Below are 22,297 nucleotides of genomic sequence, written 5' to 3' on the forward strand. Positions count from 1 at the left end.
GCGAGAGGCCCGCGCGATTCAGTGTTGCGGCTTGCCGAGCACGTCGTGTGCGTTGGCAATCAGGCGGTCGGCGATCTTGTCGGCGTCGATCTGGAACTTGCCGTCGGTGATGGCCTGCGCAATGCGGGCCACCTTCTCGGCGTCGAAATCGGAGCTGGCGTCGGTGGACATCAGCGTCGCTGCGGTGTTCGACAGCTCGACCTTGGCGCTCGGGTCGGTGGTCTGGGCGGCGACTTCCTGGGCCTTGGCGGCTTCGCCAGGCTGGGTGCGTGTCGTCGCGACTGGCGCCGTGCCAGCGGTCTTGTCTGCGGGATTGCCGATCTTCATCATGTACTCCTTGGATTCGGTAACGACCCGAACCTTTCAACATGGACGGTGTATCGGCCCGTCCGGCAGGGGACTTTAGGGATTTCTTGCAGATTGTTGTCCGCGGCCCGATTTTTCACAATGCGAGTTCCAGTTGTCGCTCTGCCACCGGCATGCCGGATATCACCCGGCCGCTCTCGGTACGTACCCGTGCCGGCATGCCTTCCAGCCCGGCCGTGAGGGCCTCGCCTGCACCGGCCACAGCAAAACCCTTGCCTGCCACGCGAATCTGCACCGGGTCGCCGGCGGCAAACCACTGGCGGGCCTTCAGGCTCGCCGGGCGCAGGCTCTGGCCGGGCGCGACCGGTTTGGCCAGCGTGCGGCCGAGCAGCACGGCGGCATCGGTGATGGGTGGGTTCATCGTGTCTTCGGCCAGATTGACTTCGGCTTGACGGAAATCTTCGGCCGACAGCACATGGCCTGCCGGCAGCACCGAGCTTGAGACCAGCGCGTTGCCAAAAATGTTCACCGTCACCGGCAGATAAACGCTCCAGGGTGTGACGCCTTTCACGCATCGCAGACCCACGCGCGTCTTTCCGACGAGGCGGGCGCCGCTGGGCAGGTAGGTGAGAACCTTGTCGCAAGGGGCCAGGCGCAAGCGGCTGTCGAGTTGGCCGAAGCTCACTTCGGTGCGTGGCCGCCCCTGAGCCGCAACCTGCGACATCACGAAACGGCGTGCTTCTTCCACCAGCAACTCGGCCAGCGCGTTCTCGGCGTGCGCCGAGCCGGCGCATCCGAGCAGCATCGCCACGCCGGCCAGGAAGGCAAGGGCGGCTGAACGCGAGGAGCGAAGAGTCTTTTCCACGCTGCCACTTTAGAAGGCAGAGCCCCCAGGGCAGACGTGGAAATGACCGAGAAAGGGCCCGCTATTCCCGCTTATGTTTTGAAAGGCGCTGCCCACAATCCTTTCACATCGCCCCATGGGTTTTTGGGAAACGCCACATGCTGAACCGACTCACCAGTTCGCTCGACTTCCAAGGCCAGGCCCTCAGCCTGCGCTCGGAACGCCAGCGCCTGATCGCCAGCAACATCGCGAATGCGGACACCCCGGGCTTTGTGGCACGCGACATGGATTTCACCGCGGCGCTGAAGCAGGCCACCGGCCAGGTGCAAGGCGCACCGGCCATGGATGCCACGCAGCCAGGGCACATCGGTGGCGCGAACAACGCCGCCGCAGCGCAATCCAACCTTGTGTACGCGACGCCGAGCCAGACCAACCTCGACCGCAACACCGTCGACATGGACCGCGAGCGCGCCAACTTCGCCGACAACGCCGTGCACTACGAAGCCACGCTGCGTTTCATCAACAGCAACGTGCGCACGATGCTGGATGCGATCAGGGGTCAATGATGAGCATGTTCCAGATATTCAATGTGTCGGGCAGCGCAGTCAGTGCGCAGTCGCAGCGGCTCAACGTCGTCGCCTCCAACCTGGCCAACGCGGACACCGTCGCGGGCCCGGACGGCACGGCCTACAAGGCGCGGCAAGTCACCTTCCAGACCCAGCTGATGGGCCAGACCGGCCAGATGGGCGACGCCGCCGCAGCGGGCGTGAAGGTCAGCAACATCACCGAAGACCAGACCGCCGGCCGGCGCGTGCACGACCCCAAGCATCCCGGGGCCGATGCCGATGGCTACGTGACCTACAGCAACGTGAACGCGGTGGAGGAGATGGTCAACATGATCTCCGCCTCGCGCTCGTACCAGAACAACGTCGAAGTCATGAACACGGCCAAGACGCTGCTGCTCAAGACTCTGCAGATGGGCCAATGAGGCCCGCTGAAAGGAAAACGCCATGGCCGTGAACACCGTCGACAGCTCCAACCCGTACACCTCGTTGAACGGCTCGCAGACCACTGCGGGCACGAGCACCACCGAAGCCTCGGATCGCTTCCTGAAGCTGCTCGTGGCGCAGATGCAGAACCAGGACCCGCTGAATCCGATGGACAACGCGCAGGTCACGAGCCAGATGGCGCAGATCAACACCGTCACCGGCATCGAGAAGCTCAACACCACCGTGCAGGGCCTGTCGGGCCAATTCGTGCAGATGCAGGCGCTGCAAGGCGCAAGCCTCGTCGGCCGCGATGTCATCGTGCCGGGCAACAAGATCGACATGCAGGACGGCGTGGGCCAGGGCGGCTTCGAGCTGACCAGCGCCGCCGACAACGTGAAGGTCGAGGTGCTCAGCGCTGCAGGCCAGGTGCTCGACACCATGAACCTCGGCGCACAGACCGCCGGCACGCACAGCTTCGACTGGCCGGCCGGCACCAACGCCAGCGCGACCAACCTGACCTTCCGAGTCACGGCCACCAGCGGCGCCACCAAGCTCGACAGCACCGCGCTGATGCGCGACAAGGTCGACGCCGTGAACACCTCGGGCGACACGCTGACGCTCGAGCTCGAGAAGTCCGGCAACGTGGCCTACGACAAGGTCAAGGCTTTCAACTGATTCCTGCCCACGCGGCTTTACCGACAAACAAGGACAACCCATGAGCTTCCAACAAGGTCTTTCCGGTCTGAACGCGGCAAGCAAGAACCTCGAGATCATCGGCAACAACGTGGCCAATGCGAACACCTTCGGCGCCAAGTCATCGCGCGCCGAGTTCGGCGACATGTATGCGGCAGCGCTCGGCGGTGCCGGCGGCAGCAACATCGGCATCGGCGTGAACCTGCAGGCGGTGACACAGCAGTTCAGCCAGGGCAACATCACCACCACCGCCAATGGCATGGACATCGCCATCAATGGTCAGGGCTTCTTCGAGCTGCAGCAGAACGGGCAGACGCTGTACTCGCGCAACGGCCAGTTCCAGGTCAACAAGGAAGGCTTCATCGTCAACAACCAGGGTGCCCAGTTGCTGGGCTACCCGGCTGACGGCCAGGGCGTGATCCAGCCCGGCGTGGCCAGCCCGCTGCAGCTGCCGACCGCCGGCATCGACCCCTCGGCCACCACCGAGATCTCGATGGAGCTGAACCTCGACTCGCGCGCTGCGACCACGCTGCCCGCCACCACGCCGCAGGTGAACTTCAGCGACGCGAAGACCTACAACAATGCCACCTCGCTCACCGTCTTCGATGCCAAGGGCCAGGACGTTGCGCTGACCTACTACTTCCAGAAGACGGCGACCGACACGTGGAACGTCTACGTCACCGCCAACGGCACCTCGGTGGCGGTGGACGGCGCCGGTGACCCGGCCCCGCTGACGACGATCAACTTCCCGAGCAACGGCGGCACGCCGACCTCGCCGAGCGCTCCCATCACGCTCGACATCCCGGCTTCGACCAATGCCGCAGGTGCCGAAACGCTTGCCATCAGTGGCATCCAGCTCGACATGACGGGTGCCACGCAATACGGCGCCAGCTTCGGCGTCACCGACCTGAAGCAGGACGGCTATGCACCGGGGCAGCTGTCGGGTCTATCGATCGAAGACAGCGGCATCGTGATGGCCACCTATTCGAACGGCCAGTCCAAGCCGGCCGGCCAGATCGAACTCTCGACCTTCCGCAACGTGCAGGGCCTGAAGCCGCTGGGCGGCAACCTGTGGGCACGCACCTTCGAATCGGGTGACCCGATCGTCGGCACGCCGAGCCAGGGCAACCTGGGCGTGCTGCAGTCGGGCGCGCTGGAAGAGTCGAACGTCGACCTGACCGCCGAGCTGGTGAACATGATCACCGCGCAGCGCATCTACCAGGCCAATGCACAGACCATCAAGACGCAAGACCAGGTGTTGCAGACCTTGGTCAATCTGCGCTGATTTTCGAGACTAACGGGAGCGCCTCATGGATCGGATGATCTACCTCTCGATGTCCGGCGCCAAAGCCATGATGCAGCGGCAGGACACGCTGGCGAACAACCTCGCCAACGTCTCCACGCCCGGCTTCCGTGCGGAACTTCAAGCGTTCCGCGCCGTGCCCGTGCAAGGCAGCGGCGCGAGCACTCGCGTGTACTCGCTCGAAACCACACCTGGCTACGACGCCTCGCCCGGCGTCGTGTCCGACACCGGCCGCAACCTCGACGTGGCCGTCAAAGGAAATGCCTGGCTGTCGGTGCAGGCGCTCGACGGAACCGAGGCCTACACCCGCAGCGGTGCGCTCGACGTCAACAGCGAAGGTGCACTCGTCACCCTGAGCGGCCTGCCCGTGATGGGCGATGGCGGACCGATCCAGGTGCCGCCGCAAACCGAAGTGAGCATTGGCGGCGACGGCACGATCACCGGCAAGGCCATCACCGGCAAGATCGGCGTCATCGGCAAGTTGAAGCTCGTGACCCCCAACGCCGAGACACCGCTGGAGCGCGGCGAGGACGGCTTGTTCCGCGGTGCTGAAGGCGCCGAGCTGCCGGCCGACCCGACCGCGCGCGTGCAAGACGGCGCACTCGAAGGCTCCAACGTGAGCCCGGTGGAGACCATGGTCTCGATGATCACCGCGGCGCGCCAGTTCGAAGCGCAAATGAAGATGCTTCAGACGGCAGAAGGCGACGAAAAGGCCGCTGCCCAACTGCTCTCGATGAGCTGAACCCACACGAGATAGAGAAGGAGCATTCACCATGATGCGTTCCCTGTGGACATCCAAGACCGGCATGGAGGCCCAGCAAACCCAGCTGGACCACATCTCCCACAACCTCGCCAACAGCGCGACCAACGGCTACAAGAAGTCGCACGCGGTGTTCGAGGACCTGATGTACCAGAACCTGCGCCAGGCAGGCGCCAACAGCAGCGAGCAGACCACGCTGCCCACCGGCCTGCAGGTCGGCCTGGGCACTCGCGCGGTCGCCACGGCGCGCGTCTTCAGCCAGGGCAACCTGCAGCAGACCAGCAGCACCTTCGACGTCGCGATCCGCGGCAACGGCTTCTTCGAAGTGCAGATGCCCGACGGCAGCGCCGGCTACACGCGTGACGGCTCGTTCCAGGTCAACGCCCAGGGCCAGCTCGTGACGAACAACGGCTACCTGCTGCAGCCCGCCATCACGGTGCCGACGAACGCGCAGACGGTGACCATCGGCCTCGACGGTACGGTGACGGCCACGCTGCCCAACCAGACCACGCCGCAGACGCTCGGTCAGCTGCAGCTCACGAACTTCATCAACCCGCCGGGCCTCGAGCCCAAGGGCCAGAACCTGTTCGGAGAAACCGCCGCCTCGGGCACGCCGCAGACCGGCGCGCCTGGCCAGAACAGCCTGGGCCAATTGCAGCAGGGCTTCGTCGAAACCTCGAACGTGAACGTGGTCGAAGAGCTGATTGGCATGATCCAGACGCAGCGCGCCTACGAACTCAACTCCAAGGCGATCCAGACATCCGACCAGATGCTGCAGCGCTTGGCGCAACTGTGATGAAGGTTTGGTTCCTCGCCGCGGCCTGCCTGGCCAGCTTCGTGCTGTCGGGCTGCGAAACGCTGTACGCCGTACCCAAGGTCGACGTGACCGGCTCGCCGAAGACGCGGCCGGCCGAGGTGCAGCCGCCGGTCATCAACAACGGGTCGATCTTCCAGGCCAACCAGTACCGCCCGCTGTTCGAAGACCACCGCGCACGGCTGGTGGGCGACACGCTCACCGTGCAGATCGTGGAAAAAGTCGCAGCCAGCCAGAAGAGCACGAGCTCCATCGACAAGAGCGGCTCGGTCGCAGCCGGCGTGACCGCCTTGCCGGGCATCCGCCCCGCTGCTTTCGCCCGCGCCGGTGCCGAGGGCAGCTCGACCAACACCTTTGCCGGCAAGGGCAGCACCGAAAACACCAACGACTTCTCGGGCACCATCACCTCGGTCGTGACGGAAGTCCTGCCGAACGGGCATTTGCTTATCACCGGCGAGAAGCAGATCGGCGTGAACCAGAACGTCGACGTGCTGCGCTTCTCGGGCCAGGTGGACCCGCGCGCCATCCAGCCGGGCAATACCGTCGCCTCGGCACAGATCGCCAACGTGCGCATCGACCATCGCGGCAAGGGCGCCCAGGCCGACGCCAACGGAATAGGGTGGCTCGGACGCTTCTTTTTGAACGTTCTCCCGTTCTAAAGAATTCCAGAATGGTGGCAGGAGCACTGCCACCGCCATGGAAACCACCCAAGACAAGCTGTTCGAAGCACTGATCAAGGCCTTGATCACCATCACGGTGGTCGTCGCCAGTGCCGCACTGTGGTGGCCGGTGGAGGCGAACGCGACGCGCATCAAGGAAGTCGCCGCCATCCAGGGCGTGCGCAGCAACCAATTGGTCGGCTACGGCCTCGTCGTCGGCCTCGACGGCACCGGCGACCAGACCACCTCGGCCCCATTCACCGCGCAGAGCCTCACGGCGATGCTGCAGCAGATGGGCGTGACCGTGCCGCCCGGCACCAACATGCAGATCAAGAACGTGGCGGCCGTGATGGTCACCGCACAACTGCCTCCCTTCGCCCAGCCCGGGCAGACCATCGATGTGAACGTGTCGTCGATGGCCAACGCCAAGTCGCTGCGCGGCGGCACGCTGATCGTCACACCGCTCAAGGGCGCCGATGGCCAGATCTACGCGATCGCGCAAGGCAACCTGATCGTTGGCGGCGCCGGTGCGTCGGCCGGTGGCTCCAAGGTGCAGATCAACCACCTGAGCGCAGGCCGCGTGCCAGAAGGCGCAACGGTCGAACGCGCGGTGCCCACGCCGCTGAACCAGGGCGACCACCTTCAGCTCGACCTGAATGCCAGCGACTACAACACCGCCCGCGAAGTGGCGCGTGCCATCAACAGCAAGATGGGCGAGGGCATCGCCCAGCCGCTGAACGGCCGCGTGGTGCGCGTGAAGATGCCCGACTCGCCTGAAGCGCGCGTTGGCTTCCTCGCCGACATCGAGAACCTGCCGCTGACGCTTGCCGCGCCCTCGGCCAAGGTGGTGATCAACGCGCGCACCGGCTCGGTGGTGATGAACCAGACCGTTTCGCTCAGCGCCTGCGCCGTGGCGCACGGCAACCTCTCTGTGACGATCAACTCCACGCCTGTCATCAGCCAGCCATCGCCGTTCTCGACCGGCGGGCAGACGGTGGTGAAAGAGAAGGCCGACATCACAATCAAGCAGGAGCCGGGCGCGCTGATCCAGCTGCCCGCGGGCACGCAGCTCGCTGATGTGGTGAAGGCTTTGAGTGCCTTGGGTGCCACGCCGCAGGACCTGCTGGCGATCCTCCAGGCCATGAAAAGCGCTGGCGCTTTGAACGCTGAAATCGAGGTGATCTGACATGGCCGTCTCATCAGGTTCTCCCATCGGCGGCGGTGACTTCCGCGCGCTGCAACAGCTGCGCAGCAATGCGTCGACCGACCCGAAAGCGGCCGTGCGCGAAGCGGCCAAGCAGTTCGAAGGCATGTTCATGCAGCAGCTGCTCAAAAGCATGCGCGAGGCGAGCGCGTCCACCGGCATGCTGGACAACGCCGGCACGAAGATGGGCAACGAAATGCTCGACACGCAACTCGTGTCCAAGATGACCGGTCAGGCCGGCGGCCTCTCCGACATCATTGCCCGCCAGCTCGACAAGCAGCTGAGCCAACCGCTCGCCAACATTGCGGCCGAAGCCGCGGCTGCCAAGACCGGCGCGGTAGACACGACCAAGCAGGCGCCCGTGTCGCTGAACACGCTTCAGGGCAAGGACCGTCAGATCGGCTTTCTGAAATTGCACGACGGCGCAGCCAAGGCGGCCGAGGCGGCCACTGGCATCCCCGCGAGCTTCATGGTGGCGCAGGCCGCGCACGAGTCGGGCTGGGGCCGCCACGAGATCAAGAACTCCGACGGCTCCACGTCGTTCAACGTCTTCGGCATCAAGGCCGGCGGCAGCTGGAAGGGCCCGACCACCGAGGTAACGACCACCGAGGTGGTCGACGGCCAGGCGCACAAGGTCAAGGCCAAGTTCCGCGCCTACGGCAGCTACGAAGAGGCTTTCACCGACTACGCCAAGATGATGAAAGACAACCCGCGCTATTCGAAGGTGGTGGCCAACGCCGCCACGCCGCAGGGCTTTGCACAAGGCCTGCAGAAGGCGGGCTACGCCACCGACCCCGCATACGCCGACAAACTCACGCGGATGATCAACACGACGTTGCGGCTGCAGAGAGTTGCATGAAGCCCCCACGCTCACTTCGTTCACTGCCCCCCATGGGGGCGCAGGCCTTCCTTGGGGCGGCCCGGCGGAGGCCTGGCCTGACTTCTCTCCGGAGTAATTGAATGGGTGCTTCGACTTTGATGGGTATCGGCACGCGGGCGATGTTCGCCAACTACGCGGCGCTGCAGACCACCGGCAACAACATCGCCAACGCCAACACGCAGGGCTACTCGCGCCAGCAGGTCGAGCTGTCGACCGCCAAGGGGCAGTACACCGGCGCAGGTTTTTTCGGCCAGGGCGTGAACGTGACGACCGTCACGCGGTCCTACGACCGCTTTCTCACGACGCAGGCCGCCAGCACCAACTCGGTGGCGTCGGCAGACGCTGCGCGCAACGACCAGCTGACGCAGCTGGAGAACGTCTTTCCGCTCGGCGAATCGGGCCTGGGCTATGCGGCGGGCAAGCTGCTCAACGCCTTCGTCGACGTGGCGAACAACCCACAGGATGCATCGTCTCGCCAGGTGGTGCTCACGCGGGCGCAGGAGCTGTCGACCCGCTTTGCCACCGCGGGTGCGCAGCTCAACGCCTTGCAGATCGGCGTCACGCTGGACGTGCGCTCGGCGGTCGACACGCTGAACTCGCAGGCCAAGCAGCTGGCCGACCTGAACAAGCAGATCTCGGCGCTGAACGGCACCGGCCAGCCGCCGAACGACCTGCTCGACCAGCGCGACCAGCTCATCGCCGACATCAGCAGCAAGATCAACGTCACCACGATCCAGGCCGACGACGGCAGCATCGGCCTGTTCATCGGCGGCGGCCAGTCGCTGGTGCTGGGCTCGAACGCCAACACCTTGAAGGCCTCGCCCGACGACTACGACCCGGCCAAGGTGCAGATCACGCTGACCGAAGGCGGCGTCGACCGACCGGTGCTGTCGCAAAGCATCACCGGCGGCTCGATCGCCGGTTTGCTGCGCTTTCAGAACGACGACCTGTCGGCTGCCCGCAATCTGCTCGGCCAGATGGCCGTGGCGATCAGCGGCGCCGTCAACCAGCAGCAGTCCCTCGGGCTGGACGCTGGCCAACCAGCCGCCGCGGGTGCCCCGATCTTCTCGGTGGGTGCGCCGCGCACGCTGCCGGCCAGCGCCAACCTGGGCGATGCGAGCTTCGGCCTCACCGTCACCGACTCGACCCACGTGCTGGCCAGCGACTACGAGCTGCGCTTCGACGGCACCAGCTACTCGATGACCCGTCTCTCCGACAACGCGCAGGTGGCCAACGGCCTGACGGCTGCTGACCTCGCCGCCGGCGTGCAGGTCGATGGCCTCACGTTGCAGCTGAACGCGGGCGCATCCGCTTCCGGCGACCGCTACCTGCTGCAAGGGGTGGGCACCGCGTCGGCCGAGATGAAGACGGTGCTTGCCAACCCGAAAGGCTTGGCGGCCGCGGCTATGGTGACGTCGAACTTCGCCGTCACCAACACCGGCACGGCCACGGCCGCTTCGCTCGGCGTGGTGGACCCCAGCACCTACGACCCGGCGCTCACCGCGCGCTTCACCTTCAACACCAACACCGGCGACTACAGCTACGACATGCTCGATGCGAGCAATGGCGTCGTCTCCAGCGGCACCGGCACCTGGACGGCCGGCCAGCCCATCTCGGTGAATGGCTTCGAGCTCCAGCTGGCCGGCGTGCCACGCAGCGGCGACGTCGTCAGCGTCGGGCCGACCACCTCACCGGCCGCGAACAACGGCAATGCGCTCAACTTCGTGGCGCTGGCGAACTCGGCCTTCGTGGGCGCGGAAACGCTGTCGAACGGGTCCATCGCTCCCGGCAAGACCATCACCGATGCCTATGCCAGCGCGCTGTCGGAAATCGGCGTGCGTGTGCAGAGCGCCAAGTCGGCCGCGGGCATTTCGAGCTCGGTCGCGGCCACAGCCGAATCGACGCGTGCCAACAAGGCAGGCGTCAACCTCGATGAAGAAGCCGCGCGGCTGATCCAGTTCCAGCAGAGCTACCAGGCTGCTGCCAAGATGCTCCAGGTTGCGCAGTCGATCTTCGACACCCTGCTGCAGACCGCGGGCGGCTGACCTCTCACCTGAGAAACACCATGCGCATCAGCACCTCCCATTCCTATGACGCGACGATCGAGTCGCTGACTCGCCGCCAGACCGACATGGCCACGGCGCAGGAGCAGCTCACCACCGGGAAGCGCGTCAACCGTGCGAGCGACGACCCGGCCGGTGCCGCACGTGCCGAGCGCGCGCTGGCCGCCGAAGCGAACACCGATGCAGCGCAGCGCGCCGTCGACGCGAGCAAGAACGCGATGACGCTGTCCGAGAGCGCCATGGGCGATGCCGAAGAGCTGATGCAGCAGATCCGCGAGACCATCGTCGCGACGGGCAACGGCAGCTACAGCGACGCCGAACGCGCGACGCTGGCCGACAAGATCGCCGGCCTGCGCAACCAGTTGCTGAGCGTGGCCAACCGGCAAGACGGTTCGGGCACCTACCTGTTCGGCGGACAAACGCCCGACCACGCGCCGTTTCTCGACGCAGCCGGCGGGGTCGTTTTTCAGAGCACGTCCGGTCGGACCGATGCGGCGTCTTCGGACGGCTTGCCGCTGACCGTCGACGGCCAGGCGGCATGGACCAGCGGGCGCACCGGCAACGGCGTGTTCGTCACCAGCGCCGCCGTCAGCACCGGCTCGGCCTGGGTCGACTCAGGCCACGTGAGCGACCCCAGCGCCATCACCGGGTCGAACTACAGCTTGCAGTTCAGCGTGGTCGGTGGCGTGACGACCTATTCGGTGCTGCAGGATGGCACGCCGACCGCAATGGCGGGCATGCCGTACACCTCAGGCCACGCGATCGAGTTCGACGGCATGTCGATGATCGTCAGTGGCCAGCCGGCCGATGGCGACCAGTTCGACACCACACCGTCGACATCCGACCTCAACATCTTCAATGCGCTCGACAAGGTCGTGGCCGATCTGAAGACGCCGATGCGCACGTCGTCGCAGATTTCGCAGACGAATTCGAGCAACCTGGCCGCGATCGACAGCGCGATGTCGCAGCTGCAATCGGTGCGCAGCCAGGTCGGTGAAACGCTCAACCGCATCGACAGCGCGACGGGCCGGCTGGCCGACCTGAAGCTGTCGAGTCAGACGAACCGCGCCGATGCGGAGGGCCTTGACATGGTCAAGGCGCTTTCAGATTTTCAGAACAAACAAACCGGATACGATGCAGCGCTCAAGAGCTATTCGCTGGTGCAGAAGATGTCGCTCTTCAACTACATCACCTGAGGCTTGCGCGTGAACGACAACACCATCCTGGGTCAAGTCGCCCTCGGCTACTCACCTTTCATCGACCGCACCCGGGCCGTCACCGCGACGCGCCTGACGGTGTTCCCGCTGCACCCCGAAGCCACGCCCGACGTTGCGCAACTGCTGCATGCCGTGGGTGGCGTGTGGCCTGCCAGCGGCGGCAGGGCCTCGCTCAATGTGCTGAGCGAGAGCCTGCTCCACGACCTGATGAATGCCGCGCCTTCGCCGAACCTGATGGTCGAGGTGCCCGCCTTCATGGCCGTGGACCCGGCCAACATCATTCCGCTGCAGAACCTGCATGCCGCCGGCACCGTGCTGCTGATCAAGGGCCGCCCGCTGCGCGAGGTTCCGCGAGAGGTGCTGCCGTGCTTCACCTATTCGATCATCGACCTGGCCGACGACCGCCGCATCAACGAAACCGGCGCCGCCGCTCCGGCCGGCATCACGCGCAACATCGCCCACGTGCAGGCCGGCGTGCGCACGCTGGCCGAGCTTGAAGGCAGCTTCTCCCGCGGTGCGGCTGCCGTGCTCGGCTGGCCGATCGACGACGCGATCAACGAGGCGCAGGCCAAGAGCAAGCAGCCACAGAACGACCTGCAGGTGATCGTCGAGCTGATCCAGCGCGTCGACAAGGAAGAACCGATCGAGAAGCTCGAAGGCACGCTCAAGCGCGACCCGTCGCTCGCCTTCAGGCTGATGCGCTACATCAACTCGCCGGCCTTCGGCCTGCGGGTGGAGATCAGCTCCTTTCGCCACGCCATCATGATGCTCGGCTACCAGCGCCTGAAGCGCTGGCTCGCGCTGCTGCTGGCCACCGCCGGCAAGGACAGCAACATGAAGCCGGTGATGTTCGCCGCCGTTCGCCGCGGCCTGCTGATGGAAGAGCTGGTGCGTTCGTCGGGCGACGAAGAGATGCGCAACGAGATGTTCATCTGCGGCGTGTTCTCGCTGCTCGACCGCATGTTCAAGCAGCCGTTCTCCGAACTGCTGAAGACCATTCCGGTGCCCGAGCGCGTGTACCAGGCGCTGGTCAATGGCTCCGGGCCGTACCAACCGTATTTCGCGGTGGTGCAGGCGATCGAGAACGAGTCGCTGTACGACTTCCGCACGGCGGCCGACGAACTGATGATGAGCGTGAGCGAGATCAACCGCTGCGTTCTCAGTGCGCTGACCTCGGCCTCACAGATGGAGTAGGGCGGCCGCCAACGGCCGCGATCGCTGCGTACACTGCGCTGAACCAGCCCGCGAGGGGCTGGTAGCCCCGTACCCATGTTCGATCCCAAGGCCCTGCGCAGCTTTCTCGATCTCCTGTCCGATGCCGTGCTCGTGCTCGAGCGCGGTGGGCGGGTCTATTTCGCCAACGCCACCGCGTCGCGCCTCTTGAAGGCCGAGGCCGGCATTGCGCTGGCCGGGCTGACGCCGTTGTTCGGCGAAGCATTGGTCGCGGCGGTCTCGCAAGTGCTGGCCAAGGGGGTGGCGCGCGTCGGGGCGCCCAAACCCGCTGTGCCTGACACCTTGACGCTGCCGGACGGCCGCTTGTTCGGTGTGGCCTTGTTGCCGCTCGAAGGCGAGCGCTGGGCCTTGCGCCTGGCGGCGATGGCGTCGTCTGCGCAGGACTCGATGGCCGCACCGGTCACAGCCGAGTCGTCCATGTCTAGCGAACTGCTGGGGCTGTTCTGGGAATCGCCGTTCCCTGCCTGCTTGCAGGACAGCGAGTACCGCATGCTCCATGTGAACCAGGCCTTCGTCGATTTCACCGGCTTCACTGCCGCGTATCTGATGGGCCGCGACCCGGTGGAGCTGCAGCCACCGGAAGACCGGGAACTGCTGCTCGCCTATCGCAGCCAGATCACGGCGATGTCGAAGCCCGGCCAGCCGGCGCGGCTGATGGAGCGCCGGCTGATCCACGCCGATGGCCGCGAGCGCTGGTACCGCGGAACGTGGCGCACGTGGATCGACGAGCAGGGGCGCACGCGCTACCTCTCCGTGCTGCAGGACAACACCGCCGAGCATGTGGCGCGCGAGCGCGCCGACCGCTCGGCACGCGAGCTCGACGACTGGTTCGACCTGAGCCCGGTGGGCATGGTGCTCTTCGACGAGCAAGGCCTGCTGGTGCGAACGAACCCTGCGTTCGAGGCCTTGGTGGGCCAGGTGCCGGTGCTGATGTCGGAGGCTGAACCTGGCATCCAGCAGCTGTTGTGTTGGCAGGATGGTCAGCCGCTCGACGGCCTGGAGCCTGGCGCCAACCCGGTGGAGGCGCAGGCCTGGGTCTCTGGCCGAGGTACGGGGCCGCATGACGGCGGCCCGCGCCGGCTGCGCTCTGCGGTGCGCAGCTACCGCACCGCGAGCGGGCAACTGCGCTACATGGCGGTGGTGGAAGACCGCAGTGCCGAAGAAGAGCGCGATCTGGCGCAGATGCAGATCGGTGCCTTGATGGACACCGCCGGTGTCGGCCTCGCCACCTTCCAGGAACAATCGGGCTGGGTGCAGCACAGCAGCGCGCTCGCGCCACTGAGCGCAGATGCCACCGAGACGCCGGCCTCGGCGGCCTTGCAATCGATACGCCGCGACGTGGTGGTGGCCGAGTCGCTGCCCGAGTACGAGCGCCTGCAGCAGGCACTGCGCCACGCGCAGCGTGCCGAGGTGCGCTATGCGATCCGCCATCCCGACCTGGGCCAGCGCTGGCTGCTGACACGGGTGGAGCCGGCCACGCTGGCCTCGGGCAAACGGACCACCTCGGTGGTCACGCTCGACATCACCGAGCAGCACCAGTCGCAGCAGCGCAGCGAGACGTTGCTGCACGAGATGACCACCATCCTCGAGAGCACGACGGCCGGCATCGCCTACCTGCGCGGGAGGGTGCTGGTGCGTTGCAACAGCCGCTTCGAGGCGCTGCTGGGCTTCAACGCGGGCACGGTGGTGGGCAGCGGCGTGCACGAGCTGTTCGGCAGCCAGCCGCATGCCCAGGGGCTGATCGCCGACATCGAGTCGGCGCTCGAGCGCGACACTGTCTTCGAGACTGAACTCGCGATCGACCTGCCCGAGCAGGCGCGGCAGTGGTGCGCGCTGACGGTGCGCCGCGCTGGGCCGGCGGGCGATGCGTCGGAAGCGATCGCGGTGCTGTCCGACATCACGCGCCTCAAGGCGCAGCAGGCGGAGCTCGAAGCGCTGGCGCGCGACCACGAGCTGATGTTCAGCCTCTCGGAGGTGGGCATTGCCTTCATTCGCGACGATCGCATCCAGCGCGCCAACCAGGCCATGTGCGAGCTGACCGGCTACCACGATGGCACGATCGAGTTACCGATGGCCACGCTGTTCGCCAACTCCGCCGAGCACGACCGGCATCGCGCGATCGCGCAGACCAGCGTGCGACGCGACGGTAGCTGGAAGGGCGAGCGCCAGCTGCGCCGGCGCGATGGCAGCCTGATCTGGGTGCAGGTGAGCGCGAAGCCGGTCATCGAGCGCCAGCCGGAAGCCGGCCTGATCGCGTCGTACGTCAACGTCGACGACCGCCACCGCGCGCAGCAGGCGGTGGGCCTGCAGGCCGAGCGCACGCGCGCGATCCTCGACTCTGTGCTGGTGGGCATCGTGACCGTCGGCCCGCGCGGCATCGAGTGGATGAACCGCTCGGCGCGGCGCATGTTCGGCGGCGACCTGGCCGATTTCATCAACCAGCCGATGAGCACCGTGGCCACGCCCGGGGAGGACCATCCTTTCAGGCAGACGCACTACCTCAACGACTTGGTCGAAGGCCAGGCGGAGACCTTCGAATGTCGTGTGAAGGGCCGCGACGGCCGCGAGTTCTGGGTGGTGGGCAATGCGGTGGCCACCGGCCGCGAGTCGACAGGCCGGCAGCTCACCTACGCCTTGCTCGACATCGAGCGCCGGCGGCAGGCCGAGGCGCAGACCGCGCAGGCGCAGTCGTCGCTGCAGCGTGTTATCGAGGCGGCGCCGCTCGCGATCACGCTGTTCGATGCGGCCAGCCTGCGCATCCTGCAAGTCAACCAGGTGGCCGCAGCCAGCACCGAGCTGCCGCCGTCGCAGCTGATCGGTCGCTCGCCGGAAGAAATTTTTCCGGCGGCCGTGGCCGAGCAGCGCCGCTGGGACATGGCGAAGGCGCTGGCCTCAAGCGATGTAACGCACCGCGACTACCGCATCGAGGTCAACGGCGAGACGCGCCACTGGGACGCGCGCTACCTGCCGCTGGCCGCGCCCGGTGCGCCACCCGACCAGCTGCTGCTGGTGGCCACCGACGTGACGGAGCAGCGCGCCGCGCAAGAGGCGCGCTTCGAGGCCGCGATCGCGCAGCGCGAGATGTTGGTGAAGGAAGTGCACCACCGCATCAAGAACAACCTGCAGGGTGTCGCCGGTCTGCTGCAGCAGATTGGCGCTCGCAAGCCCGAAATGGCCTCGGCGATGGCCGAGGTGGTGGGGCAGGTGCAGGCCATCGCGCAGGTCTACGGGCTGCAGGTGGGCGTGACCGGGCCGCTGCGCGTGAAGAGCGTGCTGGAAGCCATTACCGGCTCGGTGCAGCGCACCTTCGGCCGCACCATCCGGCTCACGGTCGATGGCCCGGCGCCGCACCTGTGGGCCTTGCCCGAGGCAGAGTCGATCCCGATCGCGTTGACCGTCAACGAGCTGCTGACCAACGCCATCAAGCACAGCGCCGCGATCGACGACCCGTCGGCCGTGTACTGCAGCCTCGTGTGCAGCGACACCGGCATCCAGATCGGCATTGCCAACCGCGGCCAGTTGCCGGCGGGCTTCAGCCTCGCGCGATATCCCGGTGGCGTGTCGGGTCTGGGCCTGGTGCGCGCGCTGCTGCCTCGGCGCAATGCGGGCCTCACGGTCGAGCAGCAGGGCGACGACGTGGTGGCGACGATTGCGCTCACCTCGCCCGGCGTGACGCGGCTCGAGCAGGTGTGACATCCGAAGCGGCCGCGTGCGGCTGCTTACAAGGCCGCACGTGTGTTTGCCGGGGGTATCGGTCACAATCGACGATCGCCCCTGGGCGGACAAGCGAGACGGATCGTGACGCAAAAAGGCAAGATTCTCGTGGTCGACGATGACCGGCTCGTGCTGGCGACGCTGACCCATGGTCTCGCCGCTGCGGGCTACGAGATCATCGATGCCGACAACGGCGACGACGCCATGCTGCTGGCGCGCGCACATCGCCCCGACCTCGCCTTACTCGACATCCGCATGGAAGGGAAAAGCGGATTCGACGTCGCCGAGTTCCTGCGCGACTACTGCCAGATGCCGTTCATGTTCCTCTCGGCCTTCTCGGACGACGAGACCGTGGCCCAGGTGAAGGCACTCGGCGCTGTCGCCTACCTCGTCAAGCCCCTCGACATCCGCCAGATCGTGCCGGCCGTCGAGGCCGCCTTCGCGCAGCTGAGCAAGCGGCAAGTCGAAGCGGCCAATGCCGGCCACGCGCCCTCCGAAGACACACTCGCCCAAACCGTCGCCATGGCGGTCGGCGTGCTGATGCACCGCTACTCGCTGCCGCGCGCCGCGGCGCTGGAGCGTCTGCAACGTCTGGCGACCACCGAATCGCGGCCATTGCATGTGCAGGCCGAGCGCTTGCTGGAAGCTGTAGAGCTGCTCTCCAAGCCCGGCGAAGCCTAAGCGCTACGCGAGAGCGAAGCGACTCGCGTCATCAAGCAACGCCAGCGGAGCCGGCTTTGCCGGTCCGCCAGGCGGCGCCCCTCGGGGGCAGGAGCGCAGCGACTGGGGGGCCTACGGTATCCAGAACACGAAGCGCGCGCCGCGGTCGACTTCGCCTTCGGCCCAGATGTCGCCGCCGTGGCGGCGGATGATTCGCCGCACTGATGCCAGGCCCACGCCGGTACCCTGGAAGTCGTTCGCGCTGTGCAGGCGCTGGAACACGCCGAACAGGCGGTCAGAGAAGCGCATGTCGAAACCGGCGCCGTTGTCGCGCACGCTGAAGGCGGGCCGGCCTTCGTGCTCGATTCGCTCGAACCAGATGCGCGGCTCGCGGCACTTGGTGGTGTACTTCCACGCATTGCCCAGCAGGTTTTCGAGTGCCACGCGCAGCAGCGTCGCGTCGCCTTGCGCCTGCAGGCCGGGCTCGATGTAGATGTCGATCTGGCGCTCGGGCGACTGGCGGCGCAGGTCGTCGACGATGTAGCCCACGAGCTGGGTCAGGTTGACCGGTTGGCGCGTGAGCGGGCGCGACGAGAGCTGCGACAGCGCGAGCAGCGCATCGATCATGCTGTTCATGCGCGCGGCGGCGCCGAGCACGCGGTCGAGGTGGTCGTTGCCGATGCGGTCGAGCAGGCGGCCGTAGTCTTCCTTCACGATCTTGGTGAAGCCTTCGACCACGCGGATCGGTGCACGCAGGTCGTGCGAGACGGTATAGCTGAAGGACTCGTGGTCGCCGTTGTCGTCTTCGACGGAAGACGTGGCGGGGAGACTCGAGACGGCAGGCACGTCGCGCGCCGTGCCCACGTAGCCCGAGAAGCGGCCTTCGCTGTCGAGCAGCGCGGCGCCGCGCAGCACGAGCGAATGCCGCTGCCCGGCAGCAGCAGTGCGCCAGACGGGCAGGGCGTCGAGCTGAGCGTGACTTTGCACACGAGCACGCAGCAGGGAGTCGTCCGACTGGAAGATCTCCCACAGCAAGGGCTTGCCATCGACATCGGTCTGCGGGTTCGTCGCCGTGGCCGGCGAGTGCAGCTGCGTGAGCCGGTGCTGCGCGTTGGTGCGCCATTGCCAGACGTCGAGCGTGCCGGTCAGCGCATGGGCTTCGGCCCGGCTCGCCTGCAGTTCACAGCCGAGCTGCTGCAGCCGGCGCTGCGCGTGCAGGGCCCAGGCCACGGAGGCGACAGCGGCCACGGCGGCGAGCAGCGCCAACGCGGAGAGCAGCACAGACGTCATTGCAATGATTGTAAGGACTGACAACGCGGCATCGCGTGACGCAGCGGGCCAATTCAAGTCACTTCGCACACCTGCCGAAAACAACACGGTAAGCCGCAATGGTGCTGCTCGCTCCGCCTCGGGGCTATTCGCTGTGTCCATGTCTTCGTCCAATTACTCATGCCCCTGCTGAGCTTTCGTCTGTTGCTGGGTCTGGCGGCCATTGCGGCCTGCTTGTCGCTGGCTATTACTCACGGGGCTGCCCGTTGGCTGAGCTTTGTGGCCGTGGCGGCATTGGCGGGTGCCATGCTGCTGCGCCGGGCGGGACGCAGCCCTGGTGGTGAAGGCGATGTCGGCTCGAGCCTCGAAGTCGAATCGAATTCCCCGCACCCGGCAGACCCCGCTGCGGTGTACCTCGACCTCCTCAACCAGGTGGCGCGCTGTTCGGCCACCGCGACCACCTTGGAAGAAGCGCTTCACGCGGTCGGCGCGACCTTGGCCCATGGCCTGGGTGCACGCGACCTGCTGGTGTGGCGCGTGGTGTCGCTCACGTCCGACACGGCCGAGTTGTGCGCGCTGAGCGGAACCGATGAGATCGAGGCGGCCACGCGCATGACCGTGCGCAGCCACCTGAGCGGCACGGGCCTCGCGGTGTCGTGTCAGCACCCGACCATCACGCCTCCGCATGGCGGCACGCTTGCATGCGGCGTGGCCGTGCCGGTGTCGGTGGCTGGCCGCTGTGTGGCGGCCATCGAGCTGCATGCCGTGCCCTGCCGTGCCGACGATGCGGCCCTGCACAGCACGCTGGAAACCGTGCAGCTGCAATTGAGCCTGCTGGCCGAACGCGACGCGGTGCGCAGGCAATCGGTGTCGCTGCCCGACCGTGCAGGCATCGATCTCGGGCCGGAGTTCCTTCACACCCTGGTGGAGAACCTGCCGGTCAGCCTGTACGTGTTCAGCGTGGCCGACCATCGCATCCTGGGCATCAACAGCCACGCTGAGCGGGAATTCGACCTGCGGCGTGAGCAGCTGGTCGGCAAGACGATGCCCGAGGCTTTTGGTCCCAAGGTGAGCGGGCTCGTCGAAGCGGCGCTGGCCGAGGCCCTTGCAACCCAGACCGCGGTCGAGCGTGAATTCGATCTCAATGGCCCGAAAGGGCGGCGCATCGTCAGCGCGCGTTACGTGGCGCTGCTCGACGGGACCGGCCGCCCCAACGTGCTGATGGCGATGGCGCGCGACATGACGCGCGAGCGCCTGGCCGAGCGCGAGCTGCAGGAATCAGAAGCGCGTTTCCAGGAGTTCGCCGAAACGGTGGACGACAGTCTCTTCGTCACCAACCCCGACCGTAGCCACTACGAACTGCTGACGCCGGTGACCTTCGGCGGCCAGCATGCGACGCGTGTGAACTTCGACGGCCGGCGTGAGACGCTGGTCAACTTTCGCCCCGGTGCCGAATCGCCCAAGTCGCAGGCAGACCCGGCCGACCTGCCGGCTCTGGAAGCCCGGCGGCAGCGCGAGCTGATGCTGGAGCCGACCGACACCGTCTATCGCATCAAGCACCCGCAGATGGGCCTGCGCTGGATGCGCACCCGCACCCGCTCGCGCCGCATGCCCGATGGCCAGATACGCGTGTTCGGCCTGGCCTCCGACGTGACCGCAGAGCGCGAACAGCAGATCGAGCTTCAGCGTGCCCGCGACACGGCCGAACAGGCCAGCCAGGCGAAGAGCCAGTTCATGGCCAACATGAGCCACGAGATCCGCACGCCGATGAACGGCATTCTCGGCATGACCGAGCTGCTGCTCGGCACCACGCTGTCGGACAAGCAGCGCCGCTTCGTGCAGGCGGTGTACCGCTCGGGTGAATCCCTGCTGGAGATCATCAACGACATCCTCGATTTCTCGAAGATCGAAGCCGGCAAGCTCGAGCTGGCCAGCATCGACTTCGTGTTGCGCGGGGTGGTGGAAGACACGCTGGAACTGCTGGCTCCGCGTGCGCATGAAAAAGGCCTGGAGCTGAGCTTTCGCGAAGAGGCCGGTCTGCCCATCGTCGTCAACGGCGACCCGCTCCGTCTGCGTCAGGTGCTGACCAATCTGGTCGCCAATGCCATCAAGTTCACCGAGCAGGGCGAGGTGGTGGTGAGCCTGCGCGCCATGCCTGGTGTGCCCGGCCGTTTCGAGTTCACGGTGCATGACACCGGCATCGGCATTGAGGCCGATGTGCTGCCGCGCCTCTTTAGCGCCTTCACCCAGGCGAGCGTGGGCATGGCCCGCCGCTATGGCGGCACGGGTCTGGGCTTGACCATCTCCAAGCAGCTGGTCGAGCTGATGGGCGGCAGGATCGAGGTGCAGAGCCAGCCCGGCATCGGGTCGCGCTTCGTCTTCGGCTTGCCGTTCGGCGTGGTCGAAACCGACAACGCTGCGTTGGGCCTCGATCTGCTGACCATGCCGCAACTGCGCGTGCTGGTGGTGGAAGACAACGACACCAACCGCATCGTGCTCGACAACATGCTCAACGCCTGGGGCATGCAGGTGGTGCTGGCCGAAGACGGCCGCCAGGCGCTCGACATCCTGCAAGGGAAGACGGCGACCGACCCCCACTTCGACCTGGCCCTGGTCGATATGCGCATGCCACGCCTCGATGGCATGGGCCTGGCCCTGGCGCTGCAGGCGGCGGGCTCGCACCCCGAGATGAAGATGGTGCTGCTGTCCTCGGTGTCATCGCCCGACGACGTGCGTGCGGCGCACCAGGCGGGTTTCCACAGGTTCGTGCCCAAACCCATCCGAAAGGCCGAGTTGCGACAGGCCATTCTCGGCATTTCTGCCTCGATTACGGAGGTGGCCCGATTGACGCCACGACTGAACGCCCACATCCTTGTCGTGGAAGACAATGTGGTCAACCAGGAAGTGATCGGGCAGATGCTCAGAACGCTCGGGTGCCGGGTGCAGGTGAGTTCCGGCGCATTGGCGGGTCTTCGGGCCATGTGCGAAAAGCCCTTCAACCTGGTGCTCATGGACATCCAGATGCCGGGCATGGACGGCGTGGAGGCGCTCAACTGGTTCCGTCGCGGTACAGCGGGCCGATTCAACTTCCTGACTTCAGCAGATACTCCGATCATTGCGGTCACGGCCAATGCCCTGGGGGGAGACGAGGAACGCTTCCTGGGCCTGGGTTTCGATGACTACCTGTCCAAACCGTTTCGCCAGAGTCAACTGCTTGCGATGCTGACCAAACACCTTCGACCTGCTGCTCCCGCCGATTCCGGCGACAGAGGTGCTCCCAGTGGCACCACGACCCCGGGCGTCTTGGTCGGCGGGACCGGCGATGCGGAATCCGATTCCACGGTGCTCGACGCACAGGCACTGGAGCGTCTGCGTGAACTCGACCCCACGGGTGAGAATCGCCTGATGGAACGTGTGGTCAAGGCCTTCGAGAGTTCGGTGATGCGCCTCATGCCGCAGCTGCAAGACGCCTTGGACGCCAATGAACTGGGGGGTATTCGCCACGTGTCCCACACCCTAAAATCGTCTTCTGCCAGCATCGGAGCGATGAAGTTGTCCAGAATGTGCTCGGACGTCGAATCCAGGGCCCGCCATGAGCAAACCGAGGGCATGGCCGATCGCATTGCCCAGCTTCAGGCCGAAGTCGAGATCGTTCGCGTCGCGCTCCAACGGATCGTGAGCGCCTGACC

18 protein-coding genes are annotated in these 22,297 nt (G+C 66.3%); 15 read left to right on the plus strand and 3 right to left on the minus strand.

The window, feature by feature from the left end; translation table 11 throughout:
• Window positions 1–18 precede the first annotated feature (18 nt).
• A complete protein-coding gene (gene flgM / locus AC1DYS_RS08660; RefSeq protein WP_047485392.1) occupies window positions 19–327 on the minus strand; it encodes a flagellar biosynthesis anti-sigma factor FlgM in 309 nt (102 codons plus the stop codon).
• Between the two features lie 115 nt (window positions 328–442).
• Window positions 443–1,171 (minus strand): flagellar basal body P-ring formation chaperone FlgA, encoded by a 729-nt coding sequence (flgA, locus tag AC1DYS_RS08665; protein ID WP_477898043.1) that lies wholly within the window; start codon window positions 1,169–1,171, stop codon window positions 443–445.
• Window positions 1,172–1,308: 137 nt separating this feature from the next.
• On the opposite strand from flgA, the gene flgB reads away from it, so the two are divergent.
• From flgB to AC1DYS_RS08735, 14 genes are all read left to right on the plus strand, one after another.
• Complete coding sequence (flgB, locus tag AC1DYS_RS08670) at window positions 1,309–1,716, plus strand: flagellar basal body rod protein FlgB (protein ID WP_477898045.1); 408 nt, start codon at window positions 1,309–1,311, stop codon at window positions 1,714–1,716.
• Complete coding sequence (gene flgC, locus AC1DYS_RS08675; protein ID WP_047485394.1) at window positions 1,716–2,138, plus strand: flagellar basal body rod protein FlgC; 423 nt, start codon at window positions 1,716–1,718, stop codon at window positions 2,136–2,138. Before flgB ends, flgC begins: the two co-directional genes overlap by 1 nt.
• A 22-nt stretch (window positions 2,139–2,160) precedes the next feature.
• On the plus strand, window positions 2,161–2,814 hold the full coding sequence (locus AC1DYS_RS08680) for a flagellar hook assembly protein FlgD (protein WP_477898048.1): 654 nt from the start codon (window positions 2,161–2,163) through the stop codon (window positions 2,812–2,814).
• A gap of 40 nt (window positions 2,815–2,854) precedes the next feature.
• Window positions 2,855–4,117: a flagellar hook protein FlgE gene (flgE, locus tag AC1DYS_RS08685; RefSeq protein ID WP_477898050.1), complete on the plus strand. Its 1,263-nt coding sequence runs from the start codon at window positions 2,855–2,857 to the stop codon at window positions 4,115–4,117.
• Between the two features lie 25 nt (window positions 4,118–4,142).
• Complete coding sequence (flgF, locus tag AC1DYS_RS08690) at window positions 4,143–4,877, plus strand: flagellar basal-body rod protein FlgF (protein WP_477898052.1); 735 nt, start codon at window positions 4,143–4,145, stop codon at window positions 4,875–4,877.
• Between the two features lie 31 nt (window positions 4,878–4,908).
• Window positions 4,909–5,691, plus strand: a complete 783-nt coding sequence (flgG, locus tag AC1DYS_RS08695; RefSeq protein ID WP_477898054.1) for a flagellar basal-body rod protein FlgG — start codon at window positions 4,909–4,911, stop codon at window positions 5,689–5,691.
• On the plus strand, window positions 5,691–6,368 hold the full coding sequence (locus AC1DYS_RS08700; RefSeq protein WP_477898056.1) for a flagellar basal body L-ring protein FlgH: 678 nt from the start codon (window positions 5,691–5,693) through the stop codon (window positions 6,366–6,368). Before flgG ends, AC1DYS_RS08700 begins: the two co-directional genes overlap by 1 nt.
• Before the next feature lie 37 nt (window positions 6,369–6,405).
• Window positions 6,406–7,554 (plus strand): flagellar basal body P-ring protein FlgI, encoded by a 1,149-nt coding sequence (locus AC1DYS_RS08705; protein WP_477898058.1) that lies wholly within the window; start codon window positions 6,406–6,408, stop codon window positions 7,552–7,554.
• A 1-nt stretch (window position 7,555) separates the two neighbouring features.
• Window positions 7,556–8,431, plus strand: coding sequence for a flagellar assembly peptidoglycan hydrolase FlgJ (gene flgJ / locus AC1DYS_RS08710; protein ID WP_477898060.1), 876 nt, complete (start codon window positions 7,556–7,558; stop codon window positions 8,429–8,431).
• A gap of 101 nt (window positions 8,432–8,532) precedes the next feature.
• The gene (gene flgK / locus AC1DYS_RS08715) at window positions 8,533–10,497 is read left to right on the plus strand and encodes a flagellar hook-associated protein FlgK (RefSeq protein ID WP_477898062.1); all 1,965 of its coding nucleotides are present in this window, start codon (window positions 8,533–8,535) and stop codon (window positions 10,495–10,497) included.
• A gap of 20 nt (window positions 10,498–10,517) precedes the next feature.
• On the plus strand, window positions 10,518–11,711 hold the full coding sequence (gene flgL / locus AC1DYS_RS08720; RefSeq protein ID WP_477898064.1) for a flagellar hook-associated protein FlgL: 1,194 nt from the start codon (window positions 10,518–10,520) through the stop codon (window positions 11,709–11,711).
• Between the two features lie 9 nt (window positions 11,712–11,720).
• Complete coding sequence (locus tag AC1DYS_RS08725) at window positions 11,721–12,926, plus strand: EAL and HDOD domain-containing protein (RefSeq protein WP_477898066.1); 1,206 nt, start codon at window positions 11,721–11,723, stop codon at window positions 12,924–12,926.
• A gap of 75 nt (window positions 12,927–13,001) precedes the next feature.
• A complete protein-coding gene (locus tag AC1DYS_RS08730) occupies window positions 13,002–16,658 on the plus strand; it encodes a PAS domain-containing sensor histidine kinase (protein WP_477898068.1) in 3,657 nt (1,218 codons plus the stop codon).
• A gap of 105 nt (window positions 16,659–16,763) precedes the next feature.
• Complete coding sequence (locus tag AC1DYS_RS08735) at window positions 16,764–17,360, plus strand: ANTAR domain-containing response regulator (RefSeq protein WP_477898070.1); 597 nt, start codon at window positions 16,764–16,766, stop codon at window positions 17,358–17,360.
• A gap of 111 nt (window positions 17,361–17,471) precedes the next feature.
• Here the strand turns inward: AC1DYS_RS08735 and AC1DYS_RS08740 are convergent, their stop codons facing one another.
• Complete coding sequence (locus AC1DYS_RS08740; RefSeq protein WP_477898072.1) at window positions 17,472–18,629, minus strand: sensor histidine kinase; 1,158 nt, start codon at window positions 18,627–18,629, stop codon at window positions 17,472–17,474.
• Window positions 18,630–18,788: 159 nt separating this feature from the next.
• Between AC1DYS_RS08740 and AC1DYS_RS08745 the strand changes: the two genes are divergently transcribed.
• Complete coding sequence (locus tag AC1DYS_RS08745) at window positions 18,789–22,295, plus strand: response regulator (protein WP_477898074.1); 3,507 nt, start codon at window positions 18,789–18,791, stop codon at window positions 22,293–22,295.
• Window positions 22,296–22,297 lie beyond the last annotated feature (2 nt).

The organism is Rhizobacter sp. P2_G4, assembly GCF_056403575.1.

Coding starts and splice junctions, on each gene's coding strand:
- flgJ (WP_477898060.1), top strand. CDS start 7,556: ATGGCCGTCTCATCAGGTTCTCCCATCGGCGGCGGTGACTTCCGCGCG.
- AC1DYS_RS08700 (WP_477898056.1), top strand. CDS start 5,691: ATGAAGGTTTGGTTCCTCGCCGCGGCCTGCCTGGCCAGCTTCGTGCTG.
- flgB (WP_477898045.1), top strand. CDS start 1,309: ATGCTGAACCGACTCACCAGTTCGCTCGACTTCCAAGGCCAGGCCCTC.
- flgC (WP_047485394.1), top strand. CDS start 1,716: ATGAGCATGTTCCAGATATTCAATGTGTCGGGCAGCGCAGTCAGTGCG.
- flgL (WP_477898064.1), top strand. CDS start 10,518: ATGCGCATCAGCACCTCCCATTCCTATGACGCGACGATCGAGTCGCTG.
- AC1DYS_RS08745 (WP_477898074.1), top strand. CDS start 18,789: ATGCCCCTGCTGAGCTTTCGTCTGTTGCTGGGTCTGGCGGCCATTGCG.
- flgE (WP_477898050.1), top strand. CDS start 2,855: ATGAGCTTCCAACAAGGTCTTTCCGGTCTGAACGCGGCAAGCAAGAAC.
- flgF (WP_477898052.1), top strand. CDS start 4,143: ATGGATCGGATGATCTACCTCTCGATGTCCGGCGCCAAAGCCATGATG.
- flgM (WP_047485392.1), bottom strand. CDS start 327: ATGAAGATCGGCAATCCCGCAGACAAGACCGCTGGCACGGCGCCAGTC.
- AC1DYS_RS08730 (WP_477898068.1), top strand. CDS start 13,002: ATGTTCGATCCCAAGGCCCTGCGCAGCTTTCTCGATCTCCTGTCCGAT.
- AC1DYS_RS08680 (WP_477898048.1), top strand. CDS start 2,161: ATGGCCGTGAACACCGTCGACAGCTCCAACCCGTACACCTCGTTGAAC.
- flgK (WP_477898062.1), top strand. CDS start 8,533: ATGGGTGCTTCGACTTTGATGGGTATCGGCACGCGGGCGATGTTCGCC.
- AC1DYS_RS08705 (WP_477898058.1), top strand. CDS start 6,406: ATGGAAACCACCCAAGACAAGCTGTTCGAAGCACTGATCAAGGCCTTG.
- AC1DYS_RS08740 (WP_477898072.1), bottom strand. CDS start 18,629: ATGACGTCTGTGCTGCTCTCCGCGTTGGCGCTGCTCGCCGCCGTGGCC.
- flgG (WP_477898054.1), top strand. CDS start 4,909: ATGATGCGTTCCCTGTGGACATCCAAGACCGGCATGGAGGCCCAGCAA.